The sequence below is a fragment of the Kaistella polysaccharea genome (genome assembly GCF_020410745.1).
Classification (GTDB): Bacteria; Bacteroidota; Bacteroidia; order Flavobacteriales; family Weeksellaceae; genus Kaistella; species Kaistella polysaccharea.
On record NZ_CP084528.1, the window covers coordinates 1,563,799 to 1,583,192 of the forward strand.

The following is a 19,394-nucleotide window of genomic DNA, read 5'->3' on the forward strand; positions in this document are numbered from 1 at the left end:
TCTCAGTGTATTATTTACCCAAGAATCCCCAATATATCGCTTTCTTTTACGATTAGATAATCTTTACCATCTAACTTTAATTCGGATCCTGAATATTTTCCGTAAAGCACTTTATCACCAACTTTCACAGTGGTCGGCTCATCTATCTTACCGGGTCCTGCGGCTATTACAATACCTTCCTGTGGTTTTTCTTTTGCCGTATCTGGGATAATAATTCCTGAGGCGGTCTTCGTTTCAGCAGCGGTTGGCTCTACCAATACTCGGTCTGCTAATGGTTTAAAGTTTACTGACATATTTTTTAGTTTAAATTATTAATTATACTGCAGTGTTTTTGACGAAAATAATGCCAACGGTTGTTTTCTGCAAATCTGTCATGGTAAACATAATAGCATGAAATTATGGCAGAAAAAAGTCATCCGATGAGAGATGACTTTTTTAATGCTGTGATTTTTTTAATTTTTCTTGCCTGCCGCTTGCATTGGATTTACTTTTCCGTTTGCTGCGCCACGTGATGCACCTTCGTGCTTTTGTTTGAATACCTGAAATTTCGAGGATGGTTCTGGTATTTCTCCCCAGAAATTATTTGAAGTATCAATATCTGCAGTTTCCCTCATTGGATCCAACTGGATAGATTTCAACTTTTTATCGAAATAATAAGTTTTCGAAACCTGTTTTTCATTTTTTCTCCAGATCTGGGCAGATGATTTATCGTTCAATTTAGTCCCATCTTCGAATGTAAATTCTAAAATAATCGGCATTACCAAACCGCCTTTATTCACAAAATCTATTTGATAGGCGTAAATATTTTCTAATTTTGATTTCTCTTTTTGCGGAACTTCCTGCAGATTATCTACTTTAATTCTGTATTCTTTTTTTGCATCTACTTTTTCCTGTCCGCGATTGTAACGCCAGTAGAAATCCTGGGTTTCTTTATCTTTATCGGTATAGAAACTAATACTTTTATCTTCTTTATTTCTAATTTTAGAAATATCTACAAACTCATTCTGCATCGGCGCATCAATCGTATAAATAAATTCACGATTCTGCGGTACAGCACCGAATTCAGGTTTAACCACGGTCACTTTATCAATGGCAATATCTACAGGATCAATTCCGTAAAACCAACCTCTCCAGAACCAATCCAGATTTTCGGCACTTGCATCATTCATACTACGGAAAAAATCTGCAGGTTCAGGATGTTTAAATGCCCATCTTTTTGAATAGGTTTTAAAAGCTTTATCAAATAAATCTCGACCAACGATTGTTTCACGAAGAATGTTTAATCCTGTTGCTGGTTTGGAATAAGCATTCGGACCAAACTGAATGATGTTTTCAGAATTGGTCATTATCGGTTCCAACTGATCTTTTGGTAATTTCATATAATCCACGATGGTGTGCGCAGGACCTCTTCGGGAAGGGAATTTATTATCCCACTTTTCTTCGGTCAGATATTCTACAAAAGTATTTAAACCTTCGTCCATCCAGGACCATTGTCTTTCATCAGAGTTAATAATCATGGGAAAGAAATTGTGTCCAACTTCATGGATGATGACGCCAATCATTCCATTTTTTATTCCTTCAGAATAGGTTCCATCTTTTTCGGTTCTTCCGTAATTGAAACAAATCATCGGATATTCCATTCCATTGGCTGCTTCAATTGATTGTGCTACAGGATAAGGATAAGGAATCGTATACTCAGAATAGGTTTTAATAGTATGTGCAATTACTTTCGTAGAAAACTTTCGGTATAGATTGTAGGCTTCTTTCGGATATAAGCTCATCGCCATCACTTCGTTTTTATTTTCCGGAATTATTACTTTCATTCCGTCCCAAATAAATTTACGGGAAGAGGTCCAGGCGAAATCACGTACATTATCGGCTTCGAATTTCCATATTTTTCTCTCTTTTGATTTTTTCTTTTCAGCATTTTTCGCTTCCTCAAGCGTTACAATTTCGATAGGTTCACTTGCAGTCTGCGCTTGTTTCCAGCGTGCAAGCTGTGCAGAAGTTAACACCTGATCAAAGTTTTTACCCGATCCTGTAGAAGCTACAATATGATCTGCTGGAACGTTCATTGAAACTTTAAAATCTCCAAAAGCTAGCGCAAATTCACCCCTTCCGGTAAATTGATTGTGTTGCCAACCTTTGAAATCACTGTATACACACATTCTCGGATACCACTGCGTAATGGTGTACAAATCATTACCATCTTCGGGGAAAAATTCATAACCGCCTCGGCCTCCCATTTCTATTCGGTTGGGTATATTATAATTCCAATCTATTTTAAAAGTAAATTTCTCTCCTTTTTTCAAAATTTTAGGGAGATCGATTCGCATCATGGTTTTATTCACAATATAAGGAAGCGCCTTTCCAGAAGCATCTGTAACTTTCTCTAAATTTACACCGTAACCATTATTTTTTGCTGGCAGATCGGTCGTTTTTAAATCGTCAGAATTGGCACGTTTGGGTATAAAAGATTCATCCTGATAGCCTGCATTTTTCATTGAAGACTGCTCATTTTCATCAAGCTGCAACCACAGATATTCTAAATCATCTGGCGAGTTGTTGTAATACGTTACGGTTTCGGAACCTTTTAAATTTCTTTTATCTTCATCCAGATAAGCAGTGATATCATAATCTGCACGGTTTTGCCAGTATCCCTGTCCAGGTGCACCAGAACCTGTTCTGTAAATATTGGGAGTGGGAAGAATGGTGCCAAGTTGTTCGAACTTGTTGCCGTGATTGCTGGTTGGATTGTTTTGAATATTCTGCGCAAAAAACACTGTAGAACACAAAATAAATGCGAGTAATTTGATTTTCATGAGAAATAATTGGGGAATAAGTGAAATTTCAAATTTAATTATTTTTTTTGAATGAAATGTTTATTTTCTCATAAAAGACCTTCATTCTAAAAAAGGTATCGTAACCGACCTGAGTGGAACTCTTTGTAAAGAGATTTTGATGCTGGATTCAGCGGTGACAAATTCTATTAAAGAGAGGGAATATTTTCGACCAGTTTGGCTTAATTAGGTCGAATAAAGGTGCCAAAAAAACTAAATCCGTTCTAAAATCATTTGTCCGGAAAGAATGATTGCAAGAAATGACACACCGATAATCCAATATTTTTGCTGGAATTTTAAAAACTTTGATAGCAGATATAATAAAGCCATAACGATTAAGACGACTGTAATTTGTCCCAATTCTAATCCGATATTAAAACCCAAAAGTGGAATGGCAATATTTTGTTCGGCAGCCATCGCCATTCGGGCGGTATTCGCGAATCCCATGCCGTGAATTAAGCCAAAAACAAGGGCTAAGAAATAATTAATTTTCATGAGTTGCTCGCGCTTTTCCCGGAATAATATATTATCCAGCGCCGTGAGCATAATGGTTACAGGAATTAGAGTTTCTACCAAAGCAGAAGGTAATCTGAAAACATCGAGCACGCTGAAAGCAAGCGTGACTGAATGACCAATGGTAAATGCGGTAACTAAAAGGAGAATTTTTCGCCAGTCTTTATAGAAATATGCCGCGATCAAAACCAATATAAAAAGCTGATGGTCAAGAGCATCTAAAGAAATAATATGTTCCCAGCCGAGCTTTAGATAGAAAAAGAAATCTGTCATTCAAAAAAGTTTTTACGAAAATAATGATTAATTTCGTCATCTGAATTTTTAAAATATGCTTAAGAAAATTGTACTCTTATTCTCATTATTATTATTTTTTCTATCACCGGCAACAGAAATCCACCCTTATCATGTAGGTTCTGTAGAATTTAATTACAATTCAAAATCAAAAACTTTTGAAATTACAGGAAAATTCTTTTTGGATGATTTAGAAAATGCTTTGAAAGAAAAGTATGGAACAGCCGTTCACTTTAATGACCCGAAATATAAAGTTCAAATTAATGATTATCTGAAAAAGTATTGCGAAGAATATCTGAAGTTAAAAGCTGACAACAAATTTTTGAAAATAAATTATGTCGGTTTTGAAGAAGATAGTGAAGCCGTAAATATTTTTTTAGAATCTGAAACTTTAAACAAACCTCAAAAAGTGGAAACTGCGGTGAGCTTACTATATAATTTTTTCGATGATCAAATGAACATCCTTCATATTGTTGTAGACGGAAAACGCCAAAGTGACCAACTGAATTACCCGAACCGCTACCTTTATAAAGTATTTTAAAATTCGGAATTTACCCTCTGGACATGCGCTAAAAGATCTGGAAAGAAGATATCAAAATACTTTTGAAGTTGAGATTTGTTGTGGAGAAAAACCTTAAAAACCGCTAAATTTTTATCCAAATATTTGGCTTTATTCAAGACATTCTGCATGGAATATTTAATTCCCCAATCTTCTTTATAATTGTAAAGCCAATTGTCTTTTTCCATACCGTCGACCATTCTGAGAAGTCTTTCGGGGAGAAACTCTTGATATTTCCGTAAAGCATGATATACTTTTTCAGCATGATTTTTTAAATCTTTATCGGATAGAGAATTTGCTAAAAAATAATCTAAGGAAACATCTACAAATGCGCCTGAATACAACCTAACCATTGGGCTGAAAATTTTCTTAGCCTCAGAAAGTACCGGATGAGCATCAGTAAAAGTATCGATTTCCCGGTGCAAAGTAATTCCCTCTTGCATTCCCGCGGGATAAGAAAACCGATCTCTATTGGGAATAAAATCCTCCAAAAATTGACCGACAATTTGTTCGTCGGAGAAAGCGAGATAGGAATGGGCGAGGTAATTCATTTTTTTTATAAAGGAGGAAGGTTGGAGGAGGAAGTATGAAGTATGAAGTTTGGAGTAGGATTAAGGTTGGAGGATGGAGGATGGAGGATGGAGGATGCAGAGTTAATTAAGTTTTGTTTAAGTTTTGTTTTTTGGAGAGAATAATACTTTTAATAATTTTTAATAAAGAAACAGCTTTTTCGTTTAATTCTTGAAAATCAGATTCTGATATGTATTCGGAAGCGAAAAGAAGTTCCAACCAATATATGGATTCATCACATTCTTTTTGCGCAATAGCATTTTTATGAATAAAATCCGCGGGAGATTGAGCGTTTTTTGCTTCTCGAAGATTCGCTCCCACAGAAGTTGCCGACCTTAAAAATTGCTTGCTCAACACAAACTCTTTTTTTTCAGAAATAAGAAATTTATAAAGTTTAATGGCATCTAAAGCGAATTGAAAACTTAATTCCCGAACAATATCACCCATAATTCTATTTGTAAATTAATACTTGATTATCCAATTTCCTTTTCCCTATCGTATCCCTCATCCTCCACACTTCTTACTCCATCCTTCATACTTCCTCCTCCATCCTCCATACTCCATACTCCAAACTCCATCCTCCATCCTCCATCCTTCACACTACATACTCCATCCTTCACACTTCACACTTCATACTCCACACTTCATCCTTCATCCTTCATACTCTCAAAACAAAGCTTCATGAAAATCCTCGATCTTACTTACTTCCACAATAACGATTCCATATTTTTTCTTTGAAATTTTATTTAAGTTCGACACAAAAATCTTCTCGTAACCCAACTTTTCGGCTTCGGAAATCCTTTGCTCGATCTGCGGAATTGGTCGGATTTCTCCGCTCAAACCAATTTCTCCAGCGAAACAGAAATGCTCAGAAATTGCAATATCTTCATTTGAGGAAAGTATAGACGCAACAACCGCTAAATCCAAAGCGGGATCTCCCGTTTTTATTCCGCCGGTAATATTCAGGAAAACATCTTTTGCACCCAATTGAAATCCGGCTCTTTTTTCTAAAACTGCTAAGAGCATATTTAAACGTTTCGAGTCAAAACCAGTACAACTTCTCTGCGGCGTTCCATAAACTGCAGAACTTACCAAAGCCTGAATTTCGATTAACATGGGGCGATTCCCTTCCAATGTTACAGCCACTGAATTTCCCGAAAGTTCCTCGAATTTCTTGGTAATCAATATTTCTGACGGATTTTTTATTTCTTTCAAACCTTGGGAAACCATTTCGTAAATTCCAATTTCCGCCGTGGAGCCGAAACGGTTTTTACTCGCTCTCAACAGTCTGAACAAATGATTTCGGTCGCCATCGAAGTTTAAAACAACATCGACCATATGTTCCAAAACTTTCGGTCCGGCAATCTGCCCGTCTTTGGTGATATGCCCGACTAAAAAAACCGGCGTATTGGTTTCTTTGGCGTATTTAATAATTTCATTGGAGCATTCCCGAATCTGTGAAACTGTGCCTGGTGAACTTTCAATTGTTTGACTTTGTAATGTTTGAATTGAATCCACAATTACAAAATCCGGTTTTAATTTTTTGGCTTCGTGTAAAATCTTTTCAACTGAAGTTTCTGTAAAAAGAAAACAGTTTGGATTCTGAAGTTCTGTCAGACGGTCTGCCCGCATTTTAATTTGCGAGGCACTTTCTTCACCTGAAACATAAAGAATTTTCTTCTTCATTTTCAGCGCCAGTTGCAGCAACAAAGTTGATTTCCCGATTCCAGGTTCCCCACCAATTAAAGTCACAGAACCCAAAACAATTCCGCCTCCTAAAACGCGATTCAATTCCTCAGATGGACTTATGATTCGAGGTTCTTCGAAAGTTTCAACCTCAATAATATTGATGATATGCTGTTTCGATTTATCGGTATAAGATTTCGCAGGCGATTTTTCTACGATCTCCTCTACCAAAGTATTCCATTCCCCACAATTCTTGCATTGTCCCAGCCACTGCGGATATTGCGACCCACAATTCTGACAGACGTATGCCGTTTTCACTTTTGCCATGGTGCGAATTTCCTTCTTTTTTTTGGATAATTAAATTTTTGCAAAAAAAATAACCGCATAAAGCGGCTATTTATAAATGAAAATAGTTAATTAATTCGCTACTATATTTACCGTCACCTGAACAGCATCACCGGTTTTCACACCCAAGAAACCAGGTCTCTCCATACCATAATCTGATAATTTTATATTTTCAGTTCCCGTAATTTGATATGAATTACCATTTTTAATAACCGTAACAGGGAAATTAATTGCTTTGCTAAATCCCGCAATAGTGAGAGTTCCCGCCAAATTTTCTTTACCCACCGTTAAAATTGGTGCTGTGAAAGTAATGTTTGGACTCTTTTTATATTTCAACGCGTTGTAAGCTTTGTTATCCATCATGCTGCCTTTCGTACTTTTCAAATTCTTAGCAGGCATGCTGAATTTTACATTGGTAATGGTATTTCCTTTCACCGTTCCGCTAAAATTTGCAGCATTTCCATTCATGACCCAATCGTGTACCGGCGAAGTTCCCGCGATATTAACAGTTGTAGATTTTCCGGTAATGTTTTGGGCACTGACCAAACCAGAAAGAGTAACAGCAAACAAAACCAAAATAGATTTCAATGTGTTTTTCATTTTTTTAATATTTTACAGTTACTTAATTGTAACTGTTCGTTGGAGACGAATCCCTACGTGAAGTTAAGCCACTTTAAACGTTATTAATATGACAACCATCATGTTTAGATTATTAACCATTTATAAAAAATGAATTCCTTTTTTAGGAGCAACAAAATTTCAGCTTCTTACAAGATCAAACGCGCTGTCCGTTATATCTTTTCCTTTTTTTTATTGAAAAAAAAAGAAAAAGGATGCCACTTCCATCGCGGCTAGAATACAGACATTTTTACAGTTCGAGTTAAGCTTTTTTCGAAATGCATCTGCGATTTATAAAAAACATTAAATTTGAATAAAACGGAAAAATTTGGTATTTATCCTTAATTATTCGTGCTAACATTTCCTCTGACTATTAATATACTGGCGATAGAAGAAACCAGGAGTTGATCTTCATGACTCAAATTGTTTTTAATCCAAACCTTACCGTTTCCAATAACAGACACCGCCGCTATTGCTTCGCCATTTTTACTCAGTTCGAAACCAAACGTTTTGGTATCATCCGTTAAAAACTGTTTTTCCTGTAATTGCTTTGTACCTTTAATAAAAATAGAATTTCCTGCTTCATCTTGAGCGATACCATTGTCAGTATCACTTTTTAAAGCAGAGGTAGCACTGCTATTTTGGATAAATACTTTCCACACTGGCGTTTTACCATTTGGAATAATTACGCCGAAAAATCCATTAGAATAATTATTAATGAAGTGATCTAAACCTTTAAACAAATCAAACATATTCAAGTTATAATTGCTTGCACCTACAATATCGGCCGATAAGTTATTGGCAGAAAACTGCGTAAATTCTATCGGTTGCTGCGCTTTAGAATGTTTAATACCGAGCACCTCCAATTCTGTTCTTTCAGTCCAGCCCCGTTTGATCGGAGAAGTATAATAGTTTCCGAAAGATACTTTCTGATTAATTAATAATCCGGCGTTGCCGTTTACGTCCATCACAGAGGTATTCTGTTTTAGATTGTCGGACACTGCAATATTTGAAGTTTTGCACGAAATCAGCACTGCGGCTATAAGCGCAGCTGATATTAATTTAAATTTCATAGTTTATTATTTGAGTTTTGATAATTTTGTAATATTAAAGTTAAAAGGGTAACAGTTCCATTCATCATCTTTATTACATATTTTTTCAGCTTCTACAGTAAGGTTAAAATCTTTTGAACTTCCCCGGCTCCTAAAAAATATTAGTTAACCTTTATTTGCCCTGTCTTTCAAAATCCATTAACTTTGCACAAACCTAAACTAATGAGTAAAAAGAACACGAAATACATCTTCGTAACCGGCGGTGTAACTTCTTCTTTAGGCAAAGGAATCGTCTCTGCTTCATTGGGCTTACTGCTCAAATCGAGAGGATTTAATGTCACCATCCAAAAACTTGACCCTTACATAAATATTGATCCGGGAACGCTAAATCCTTATGAGCACGGCGAATGCTATGTTACGGACGACGGCGCAGAAACCGATTTGGACTTAGGACATTATGAAAGATTTCTGGATTCTAAAACTTCACAAAATAACAATGTAACGACAGGTAAAATTTACCAAACCGTTATTGAAAAAGAAAGAAAAGGAGATTTCTTAGGAAAAACTGTGCAGGTAATTCCGCATATCACGAACGAAATTAAGCGCCGGATTAAAATGTTGGCGAAACAAAACTACGATATCATCATCACCGAAATCGGCGGCACTGTCGGCGACATTGAATCCCTTCCTTATATAGAAAGCGTTCGTCAGTTGAAATGGGAATTGGGCGAACATAATTCGATGGTGATTCATTTAACTTTATTGCCTTATTTGGCGTCGAGCGGTGAATTAAAAACAAAACCTTCTCAACATTCTGTTCGCCAGTTAATGGAATCTGGAATTCAGGCTGATGTATTGGTCTGCAGAACAGAACATATCATTCCGAAAGAACAACGGATGAAACTGGCGCAGTTCTGTAACGTAGCCTTGGAAAACGTAATCGAATGTAAAGATTTGGAGACGATTTACGAAGTTCCTCTTTATTTGCAGAAACAAAATTTTGATGATGTTGTTTTAAAGGAACTCAATTTAAAATCTGAGAAACAAGCCGACTTAAAAGACTGGAAAACCTTCCTTAAAAAATATCAAAACCCGAAGAAAAAGGTAGAAATTGCTTTAATCGGGAAATATGTTTCCTTGCAGGATTCTTATAAATCCATCGCAGAATCTTTCATTCATGCAGGTGCAGATTTAGAAACAGAAGTGAAAATTCGATGGGTTTACAGCGGTGAACTTACAGAGGAAAACATTGCAGAAACATTAGAAGGAATTGATGGTATGCTGATCGCTCCCGGATTTGGCGATCGCGGCATTGAAGGTAAAATTGAAGCAGCAAAATATGCACGTGTAAATAATATTCCGCTTTTGGGGATTTGTTTGGGAATGCAGATTATGACGATTGAATTTGCCAGAAATGTGCTGGATTACAAGAAAGCAAACTCGATGGAATTTGACACTTCTACGCCTGAACCCGTAATATCATTGATGGAAGATCAGAAAAATGTTGTGGAAAAAGGCGGAACCATGCGTTTAGGAGCTTGGAAATGTACTTTGAAATCCGGATCGAAACTTCAGGAAATTTACGGTGCAAAAAACATTTCGGAAAGACACCGTCACCGGTATGAATTCAACTCCGAATACCGAGATGAATTTGAAAAAAATGGTTTAGTTCCGACCGGTTTCAATCCCGAAACAGATTTGGTAGAAACCCTCGAATTAAAAGATCATCCTTTTTATATAGGAGTACAATATCACCCGGAATATAAGAGTACCGTTGCCTCGCCCCATCCTTTATTTAAGGCATTGATAAAAGCGTCAACAAAAAAATAAACAGGACGAGATAAAAGACCATTGTTTTTTATCTCTTTTGTTTTTTAAATGAATACTTAAAATATTCTTCATTGCCAAAAATTTCAGTATTTTTGTCACCCAAAATTAAGAGGTCAAAAAATGAGCTATTTCAAACCTCTAAATTTAAATTTCAAATAAATTATAATGCAGCAAAATAACGGTTTAGATAAAAACCAATTGATCAGTTTCGTTTTGTTTTCTGTCCTGATCTTCGGCGCCATGTTTTATTTCAATACAAAGCAGACCGCTGAACAACAACTTAAAAACGCGCAGAGTACAAATCAAGTTACCCAAACCGCGCCTAATCCTGTTACAAAACCTGCAATTGTCGCCAATCTTAACGACAGTGTTAAAACAACTTCCATTCAGCAGGTCCAATTAAAGAATAAGGAACTTACGGTTGCAATCTCTACTCTAGGCGGTCAGCTTTCTACAGTTGAACTGAACGAGTACAAAGCCTACAACAAAAAAAGCGATGTTAATGATAAGAAACTTCTACTCTTTGATCAGAATAACTCATCTTATGGTTTTCAGTTTAAAGATAAGACCGGTAAAACATTTAATACGAAAGACTTAGTATTTACTCCAACACAAAGCGGAAATACAGTAACAATGCAAGCCAATGTAAATGGCGCGGTTATTCAATTTATCTACACTTTGTTAGGGAAATATACGGTTGATTTTAATGTAAAAACACAAGGTTTATCTCAACTGGTTGCCGATTCGAACGCGGAATTTGTTTGGGATTACACCGCGCGCCAGCATGAAAAAGGCCGCTCGCAAGAACAAACCCATACCGAATTTAATTATGCCTTCGACAATTACAGCAATTTCGACTATGACGGGAGAACGACCATGGAAGAGCCAGATGAAACGCTTAACTGGTTATCTGTAAAGCAGCAGTTTTTTGCGATGGTAATTGAGCCAAAGAATGGTTTCAAAAAATCTCACGGTAATCAGGATATGATTGAGGAAGGTGATTTTTTGAAAAAATTCAATTTCAATGGACAAGTTGATTTGGCAGGTGGTGAATTAAATGAGGATTTTAAATGGTATTTTATGCCTTTGGATTTGCCATTATTAAAATCGTATGATAAAAATTTCGATGAATTGCTTCCTTTAGGTTGGTCGTTTATCGGTTCGTTAAACAGATGGTTTTTCATCCCGATGTATAATTTAATTTCCAGTTGGGGAATTGCTGCAGGTTGGGTTATTTTCTTAATGACAATTATTGTGAAAATCATTTTGTCACCGGTCATGTTTAAACAACATAAACTGAGTGCGATGATGCGGGTAATTCGTCCGGAAATTGATGAAGTTAACGCCAAATACAAAGGCGCCGACGCCATGAAAAAGCAACAGGAAACCATGGCAGTCTATCGGAAAGCCGGAGTCAACCAGATGGCGGGCTGTTTGCCGGGTCTTCTACAGGTACCTATTTTCTATGCTTTGTTCCGGTTCTTCCCGAATATGATTGATTTGCGTGGCAAGAGTTTTTGGTTTGCGAAAGATTTAACTGCATACGACGACGTTATCAAGTTGCCTTTCTCAATACCATTATTAGGAGACCATTTAAGTATCTTCGCTATTGCGTGTACCGTTGTTATTTTAATATACACCGTAATGACCGCAGGAAATATTCAGCAACCTACCCAAGAAGGGATGCCGAACATGAAAGTGATCATGTACATTTTCCCGATAACGTTCCTTTTCTTTTTGAATACTTCAGCTTCTGGACTTTCTTGGTATTATTTCGTATCCAATGCAATTAATATTTTAATTATTCTGGTTATTAAATACTGGATTTTGGATGAGAAGAAAATACATGCGCAGATCCAGGCGAATAAACTGAAAGAGCCGAAGAAGGAAGGCAAGCTTCAAAAGAGAATGCGCGACATGATGGAAAAAGCACAGGAGCAGCAAAAAATTCAGCAGCAACAAGCAAAGAAAAAATAATTCAATAATAATGAAAACGGAAGAAAATCTCTTCCGTTTTTTTTTATATATCTAATAAAGACAGATCAGTTTCGCCTTCAGCCATTTTACCAGTGTAGTCTAACCGGAAAGATCGACGATGATGAATCGTTGGCCCAAACTCAATCAAAGCGTCGCGGTGCATCTTGGTAGCATAACCCATATTTTTATTCCAGCCATATTGCGGAAAATCGTTATGAAGTTTTATCATGAGTTGATCGCGGTAATTTTTGGCTAATATGGAGGCACACGCAATAGAAAGAAATTTTGCATCACCTTTAATAATGCATTGATGAGAAATCCAGGGGTAAGGATGAAAGCGATTTCCGTCCACAAGTATTAATTCCGGGCGGTTCACGAGCTGATCCAGTGCGCGGTGCATCGCGTGAATACTGGCATTCAGTATATTATGTTCATCGATAAAAGACGGTGGCAGTTCTGCAATAGCAAACTCCATTACATTTTCTTTAATGTAGGAGTCTAATTCTAATCTCGTCTTAAACGTTAATTTTTTAGAATCATTAACTAAATTTTGCTTAAATTTCTTTGGTAGAATAACGGCTGCAGCTACGACTGGGCCAGAAAGACATCCTCTACCAACTTCATCGCAACCTGCCTCTAAATAGACACTTGACCAGCTTTTGCGCAACTTCATTTTACTGCCTTTTTGATAATTAATCACATATTAAGATGTTAAAAATACAAATTAATTAAGAATTTATTAACAAATAATTTGGTTATATAAATTAAAGTGTGCACTTTTGTTGTAATGAAAAAATTTAATTTGATATGAAGAAACTAACAACAAGCGTTTTAGCTGTAGTTTTGACTGCGTCATTTGCTTTGGTGAATGCACAGAAAAAAGACACTATTAAAACGCAAGATATCGAAGGTGTCGTAGTAACGGCTTTGGGTATTAAAAGAGAGAAAAAATCACTAGGTTATTCTTCTCAAGAGGTTAAGGCTGACGCTTTGTCCGAGGGAACAACAAACACTGGAAACATTGCTTCTCAACTTTCTGGAAAAGTAGCGGGTCTTAATGTTACTACTACCAGTAACTTTGGAGGTTCTGCAAGTATGGTAATTAGAGGGATTAAATCCGTTGACGGAGCGAGCCCTTTAGTAGTTATTGATGGATCACCGGTAAATAACACGGTATCCAACTACGGTAACACGGATTACGGAAATGCATTATCTGATATCAATCAAGAAGATATCGCTTCAATCAACGTATTGAAAGGTGCAGCAGCATCTGCACTATACGGTGAAAGAGGTTTGAATGGTGTAATTTTGATTACCACCAAAAATGGTAGAGGTAATGATGACGGATCTTGGGGCGTAACCTGGTCAACAGGTATTCAAGCTGGATTCATTGACAAAAGTACGTTCGCAGAATACCAAGACAAATATGGTGCTGGTTACGATCAATCTTTCTACACAGAAGCTCCTGCAGCAGACGGTAATTACTACGCTAACTTTGCAGAAGATGCTTCTTGGGGACCTAAGTTCGATCCGAATTTGATGGTCTACCAATGGGAATCTTTAGATCCTACGTCACCAACGTTCGGTAAAGCAACACCTTGGGTAGCGGCGAAGAATGGTCCAGTTGAATTTTTCGAAACACCATTTACTTTTTCAAACACAGTATCATTACAGAAAGGGAATAAAAATTCAAATATTTTGTTCTCTTATGATAACATGACTTCTAGTGGTTTGATGCCAAACTCAAAACTGACTAAAAATACCTTCTCTTTAAAAGCAAATTACGATTTTACAGATAAGCTACATGCTTCATTCTATACAACGTTAACTTTACAAGACACGAAAGGTAGAGCGATTGGTGCTTATAGCGACAATATCGCAACCAACTTCAGACAGTGGTGGCAAACGAATGTAGATGTTCTTTCTCTAAGAGACGCTTACACAAGAAATATTGCAAATCCTACTCCAGCTAATAATTACGGTAACGTAACCTGGAATCCTTATGAGTCAGGTGATTTACGACCTATTTTCTGGAACAACCCTTACTTCCAGGCGTATGAAAATGCACCTAAAGATAAGAGAAACAGAAGTTTCAACGTTGCAAGTTTAACATACGACTTTACCAAAAACATCAATGTAATGGGTAGAGTTTCTTATGATAAAAGCGACTTGAAAGTTGAACAGAAAATGGCCATTGGAACTCTTGCAACAGGATTTGGAGCATCTGGAAATGATGTAGGATCTGGGTTCGCAAGAAGAGATGTACAAAGAACTGAAACGAATTACGATATCATCGGTAACTACAAATTCGACATTACTGATAACATTAATGTTAGTGGTTTAGTTGGAGGTACTGTAAGAAGAAATTATTTAAGCGCTCTATATGCCTCAACTGAAGGTGGATTGGTAATTAGAAATATTTACAGTCTTGGTAACAGTGCTGCGCCAACTCTAGCTCCATCTGAGACTGAGTACACGTATCAGACCAACTCTGGGTATGCTTCTGCTTCCTTTGATTTCTACAAAATTTTGTATGTCGATGGAACGTATAGAGTAGACCAAAGTTCAACACTTCCTGCAGGAAACAACGTTTACGGTTATGGTTCAATCACAGGTGCCTTGATCTTGTCTGAATTGATTAAACCAAGTTTCTTGAAATTTTGGAAATTAAGAGCTAACTACGCTGAAGTTGGTGGAACTGCAGATCCTTATCAATTGCAGTACTATTATTCTCCAGCAGGTTTCTTTGGTGATGTAGGTTTATCTTCATCTCAAACAAGACAGCCAAATGCTAACTTATTGCCACAAAGAGCAAAAGAATTTGAAGTAGGTACTGAAGGTAGTTTGTTTAACAACAGATTCACTTTTGATGTTGCTTACTACAAAACAAAAACCATCAACCAAATTCTTCCTACCCTTCCTATCTCTTCAGCGTCTGGACTTAGTTCAGCTTCTGTAAATGCAGGACAAATTGATAACTGGGGTTATGAAGTTGCCTTGGGTATAGTACCTGTTAAAACAGCGAACTTTACCTGGAATATGGACATCAACTGGTCACAGAATAAAAATAAAGTAGTTGAGCTTCTTCATAATGAAGTTTCTGACGTTTCAAACGTACTACTTGATTCTTACCAAGGTGGTGTATCACTTAACGCAAGAGAAGGTGAAGCTTGGGGTACTTTAGTAGGTTCAGATTACGTTTACCTAAATGGTCAACCGGTTGTGAATGCAAGTACAGGCTATTACTTAAGACAAGGAAATCAAATTATTGGTAATGCAACACCAGATTGGATTGGTGGGGTAAGAAACAGCATGAACTACAAAGGTCTTTCTGTAAGCTTCCTAATTGATGTAAGACAAGGTGGTGATGTATTCTCTACCGATTTATATTACGGTTTAGCGACAGGATTATATCCTGAAACAGCTGTAGGTGATATCAGAGAAAAAGGAACAGTTTGGCCAGGTGTAAATCCAGATGGTAACCCAAATACAACCAACACTCGTAACCCTAGCGCTTTTGGTTCATTAGACGGTTACTCTAGAATGCCAGCGAGCCGTTTCGTTTATGACGGATCATTCGTGAAACTGAGAGAAGCTTCTATCGGATATACCCTTCCACAATCTGTATTGGCAGGAACTTTCGTAAGAGATGCTAAAATCTCTTTAGTAGGAAGAAACTTATGGATTATCAGCAAAAACTTACCTTACGCAGATCCTGAAAACATGGTCGGCGGCGGTCTAAGATCATACGGATGGTCAATCGGTTCTCTACCAACTACAAGAGACATCGGATTAAATGTTACTTTAAAATTCTAAGATTACAACAATGAAAAAAATACTTAATAAACTTATCATAGGTGCGCTGGCTGCAATCAGTCTTACGTCGTGCCAGAGAGATTTGCTTTCTCTAAACGAAAATGTGAAAGCACCCTCTGTATTGCCTTCTGAGACGCTATTGGCGATGGGGCAAGAAAGGTTTTTCTACTCTACTTTTACAGGGAGTGTAAACTTTAACAACTACCGTTTCTTTGTTCAGCAGTGGGCAGAAACTACGTATACTGATGAAACCAATTACGATCTCGTTACGCGTAACCAGCCTCGTAATCACTGGAACAGAATGTATGTAAACTCATTGAATAACTATGAGCAAGCGAAAAAAAATCTTGTTAATGAAGCTGCTGCTTCTGAAACAGAGAGAAGCAACAAATTGGCTACGCTAGAAGTTTCTCAGATTGTAGTTTGGGAGAACTTGGTAGACACGTACGGAAACGTTCCTTATACCGATGCTTTACAGGCACAAGATGGTAATTACGCACCAAAATATGATGATGCGAAAGCTATTTATGCAGACCTTTTGAAAAGAATTGATGCAGTTGTAGCAAAAATTGATGAAGGTGGAAGTGGTTACGGAAGCGGAGACTTGGTTTATGGCGGAGATATGACAAAATGGAAACATTTGGCAAACTCTGTGAAACTGAGATTAGCACTTAATCTATCTGATGTAGATGCGGCAACGTCTAAATCTGCAGCAGAAGCAGCAGTTGCATCCGGTGTAATTTCTTCAGATGATGAATCTTATACTTTGGATTTTGCAGGCGGAACTTACAGCAATCCTATTTATGATGATTTAGTAGCATCACAAAGAAATGACTTTGTTCCTACTGAACTTGTTATCAACATGATGAATGCAAAGAATGACCCACGAAGAGAAGTTTGGTTTACGAAAGTAGATGGTAAATTTGTAGGTGGTGTTTTTGGAGCTTTAAATCCATTTAACAGCAAATCACACATGAGTGATTTCTGGTTAGCACCTACTGCGCCAGCTCATTACTTGAGCTATGTAGAAGTGTTGTTTATGAAAGCTGAAGCAGCTGCAAGAGGTTACTCTGTAGGAGGAACTGCTACTGAATTGTACAACAAAGCAGTAACAACTTCAATGACCTTAAATATGGTAAGCGCTGCTGATGCTACTGCTTATTTAGCTGCACACCCTTACAATGCTGCAAACTGGAAAAAATCAATCGGTGAAGAAGCGTATATCGCTTTATTTAACCAACCATTTAGCGCTTGGTTATTCTCCAGAAGATTAGACCAGCCAGTATTTGTAAATCCTACCAACTCTAAAATTGATGGAGTACCGGTAAGAATGCCTTATTCTGATCAGGAATATGTACTTAACAAAGCAAATGTAACTGCTGCCGCCACCGCTATCGGAGGAGACAAAGCTACAACCAAGCTTTTCTGGGATAAATAATATTTATCGCTCAGTTTTATATAAGCCACTCTTCGGAGTGGCTTTTTTATTTCTGTATATTTGTACTTCAAAAATAAACCATGAATATTAAAGATATCATCCAAACCAAACTCGCGGATATTGTTGCCACTGTTTTCCAAATTAACGATGTCAATAAAACAAATCATGTAACGCTGGATGTTCAACAAAACAAAACAGAATTTGAAGGTGACTTTACCATCGTTACTTTTCCTCTCGTGAAAGTATTGAAAAAAAGTCCTGATAACATCGCCATGGAACTTGGCGACGCCTTTACGACTCAATCAGATTTTGTAGAAAGTTATCATGTTGTAAAAGGATTTCTCAATTTAAAAATCAAGAATAAATTTTTTCTGGAAAACTTTCATCATACTCAAGAATCTTTTGACGAAAAAAAGCCTAGAAATCAAACGGTGATGGTGGAATATTCTTCCCCAAATACCAATAAGCCTTTACACCTTGGTCATATCCGAAATAATCTCTTGGGATATTCTGTCGCACAGATTTTAAAAGAAGATGGTTACAATGTTATCAAAACCCAAATCATCAACGACCGCGGAATCCATATCTGCAAATCAATGCTTGCCTGGGAAAAATCTGGAACCAACGAAACACCTGAATCTACAGGGATTAAAGGTGATAAACTCGTAGGAAACTATTATGTAGCATTTGATAAAGCCTACAAAAAAGAAATCGCAGAACTCGTTGAAAAAGGGTACGAAGAAGACGTGGCTAAAAAACAAGCACCAATCATTCTCGAAGCTCAAAAAATGCTCTTGGATTGGGAGAAAGGTGATGACACTGTACGCAATCTATGGGCAGAAATGAATTCTTGGGTTTATGCCGGTTTTGCCGATACTTACAAAAGATTAGGTGTTGATTTCGATCAGGTTCAGTATGAAAGTAATACGTACTTACTAGGAAAAGATCTCATTCAGGAAGGTTTGTTAAAAGGTGTTCTATACAAAAAGGAAGATGGCTCTGTTTGGTGTGATTTGTCCGATGAAGGTTTGGATCATAAACTACTTTTGCGCGGCGACGGAACTTCCGTTTACATGACGCAGGATTTAGGAACCGCTGTTCAAAGATTTCAGGAAAATAATATTCAGAAATTAATTTATACGGTAGGAAATGAACAGGATTACCACTTCGATGTCTTAATCAAAATTCTTAAAAAATTAGGCTATAGCTGGGCAGAAAACCTTTTTCATCTTTCTTACGGAATGGTAGAACTGCCAGCAGGTAAAATGAAATCTCGGGAAGGAACTGTGGTCGATGCAGATGATTTGATGCAGGAAATGTACATTACTGCAAAAGAAAAAGCGCAAGAACTCGGGAAACTTGAAAATCTTTCCGACGAGGAGAAAGAAAAATCATATGAAACAGTCGGTATTGGCGCTTTGAAATATTTCATGCTGAAAGTGGATCCTAAAAAGAAAATGCTCTTCAATCCGGCAGAAAGTATTGATTTCGCGGGAAATACAGGACCGTTTATTCAATACACCTACGCAAGAATTCAATCTTTGGTTACAAAAGCCAACTATCAACCGACCAAAATTTCCGCGTACGACATTAATGCGTCAGAAAAAGAATTGGTTATGAATCTCGCTAATTTCAAAGAAACGATTGCTCGTGCGGCAGAAACCCTTTCGCCAGCGCTTGTGGCAAACTATATTTATGAAGTGGTAAAATCGTATAACTCTTTCTATCAAAACAACCCGATTCTTAGTCAGGAAGATGAGAACACGAAGAATTTCCGCTTACAACTTTCAGATTTAACGGGGAAAACCATCAAAAAAGGTTTAGAATTGTTAGGAATTGGAACGGTAAATAGAATGTAA

Annotated in this window: 15 protein-coding genes; 6 read left to right on the top strand and 9 right to left on the bottom strand. The window is 37.1% G+C overall.

Going from position 1 to position 19,394, the window contains the following annotated elements; all coding sequences use genetic code 11:
• Positions 1-14 precede the first annotated feature (14 nt).
• From LC814_RS07330 to LC814_RS07340, 3 genes are all read right to left on the bottom strand, one after another.
• The gene (locus LC814_RS07330; RefSeq protein ID WP_226063288.1) at positions 15-293 is read right to left on the bottom strand and encodes a co-chaperone GroES; all 279 of its coding nucleotides are present in this window, start codon (positions 291-293) and stop codon (positions 15-17) included.
• A 159-nt stretch (positions 294-452) separates the two neighbouring features.
• The gene (locus tag LC814_RS07335) at positions 453-2,822 is read right to left on the bottom strand and encodes a M1 family metallopeptidase (protein ID WP_226063289.1); all 2,370 of its coding nucleotides are present in this window, start codon (positions 2,820-2,822) and stop codon (positions 453-455) included.
• 231 nt (positions 2,823-3,053) lie between these two features.
• On the bottom strand, positions 3,054-3,626 hold the full coding sequence (locus LC814_RS07340) for a HupE/UreJ family protein (protein ID WP_226063290.1): 573 nt from the start codon (positions 3,624-3,626) through the stop codon (positions 3,054-3,056).
• Positions 3,627-3,681: 55 nt separating this feature from the next.
• Between LC814_RS07340 and LC814_RS07345 the strand changes: the two genes are divergently transcribed.
• Positions 3,682-4,185, top strand: coding sequence for a DUF6702 family protein (locus tag LC814_RS07345; protein WP_226063291.1), 504 nt, complete (start codon positions 3,682-3,684; stop codon positions 4,183-4,185).
• On the opposite strand, the gene LC814_RS07350 is transcribed toward LC814_RS07345, so the two are convergent.
• The 5 genes from LC814_RS07350 to LC814_RS07370 all read right to left on the bottom strand — a co-directional run bounded on the left by LC814_RS07350 (position 4,182) and on the right by LC814_RS07370 (position 8,495).
• Positions 4,182-4,754 carry an acyl carrier protein phosphodiesterase gene (locus LC814_RS07350; protein WP_226063292.1) on the bottom strand — a complete coding sequence of 191 codons (573 nt, stop codon included), beginning with the start codon at positions 4,752-4,754 and terminating at the stop codon, positions 4,182-4,184. The two genes, LC814_RS07345 and LC814_RS07350, sit on opposite strands and share 4 nt — an antisense overlap.
• Positions 4,755-4,860: 106 nt before the next feature.
• Positions 4,861-5,220, bottom strand: a complete 360-nt coding sequence (locus tag LC814_RS07355; protein WP_311135702.1) for a four helix bundle protein — start codon at positions 5,218-5,220, stop codon at positions 4,861-4,863.
• Positions 5,221-5,439: 219 nt separating this feature from the next.
• Complete coding sequence (gene radA, locus LC814_RS07360) at positions 5,440-6,786, bottom strand: DNA repair protein RadA (RefSeq protein WP_226063293.1); 1,347 nt, start codon at positions 6,784-6,786, stop codon at positions 5,440-5,442.
• A gap of 90 nt (positions 6,787-6,876) precedes the next feature.
• Positions 6,877-7,404: a YceI family protein gene (locus LC814_RS07365; protein WP_226063294.1), complete on the bottom strand. Its 528-nt coding sequence runs from the start codon at positions 7,402-7,404 to the stop codon at positions 6,877-6,879.
• Positions 7,405-7,763: 359 nt separating this feature from the next.
• Entirely contained in the window at positions 7,764-8,495 is a 732-nt protein-coding gene (locus LC814_RS07370) for a hypothetical protein (RefSeq protein WP_226063295.1), read from the bottom strand.
• 201 nt (positions 8,496-8,696) lie between these two features.
• Between LC814_RS07370 and pyrG the strand changes: the two genes are divergently transcribed.
• Positions 8,697-10,304, top strand: a complete 1,608-nt coding sequence (gene pyrG, locus LC814_RS07375; RefSeq protein ID WP_226063296.1) for a CTP synthase — start codon at positions 8,697-8,699, stop codon at positions 10,302-10,304.
• Positions 10,305-10,469: 165 nt separating this feature from the next.
• Positions 10,470-12,281, top strand: a complete 1,812-nt coding sequence (gene yidC / locus LC814_RS07380; RefSeq protein ID WP_226063297.1) for a membrane protein insertase YidC — start codon at positions 10,470-10,472, stop codon at positions 12,279-12,281.
• A gap of 43 nt (positions 12,282-12,324) precedes the next feature.
• On the opposite strand, the gene rnhB is transcribed toward yidC, so the two are convergent.
• A complete protein-coding gene (rnhB, locus tag LC814_RS07385) occupies positions 12,325-12,954 on the bottom strand; it encodes a ribonuclease HII (protein ID WP_226063298.1) in 630 nt (209 codons plus the stop codon).
• Positions 12,955-13,088: 134 nt separating this feature from the next.
• On the opposite strand from rnhB, the gene LC814_RS07390 reads away from it, so the two are divergent.
• From LC814_RS07390 to argS, 3 genes are all read left to right on the top strand, one after another.
• Positions 13,089-16,097: a SusC/RagA family TonB-linked outer membrane protein gene (locus tag LC814_RS07390; RefSeq protein WP_226063299.1), complete on the top strand. Its 3,009-nt coding sequence runs from the start codon at positions 13,089-13,091 to the stop codon at positions 16,095-16,097.
• 10 nt (positions 16,098-16,107) lie between these two features.
• The gene (locus tag LC814_RS07395) at positions 16,108-17,535 is read left to right on the top strand and encodes a SusD/RagB family nutrient-binding outer membrane lipoprotein (RefSeq protein WP_226063300.1); all 1,428 of its coding nucleotides are present in this window, start codon (positions 16,108-16,110) and stop codon (positions 17,533-17,535) included.
• Between the two features lie 80 nt (positions 17,536-17,615).
• On the top strand, positions 17,616-19,394 hold the full coding sequence (gene argS, locus LC814_RS07400; RefSeq protein ID WP_226063301.1) for an arginine--tRNA ligase: 1,779 nt from the start codon (positions 17,616-17,618) through the stop codon (positions 19,392-19,394).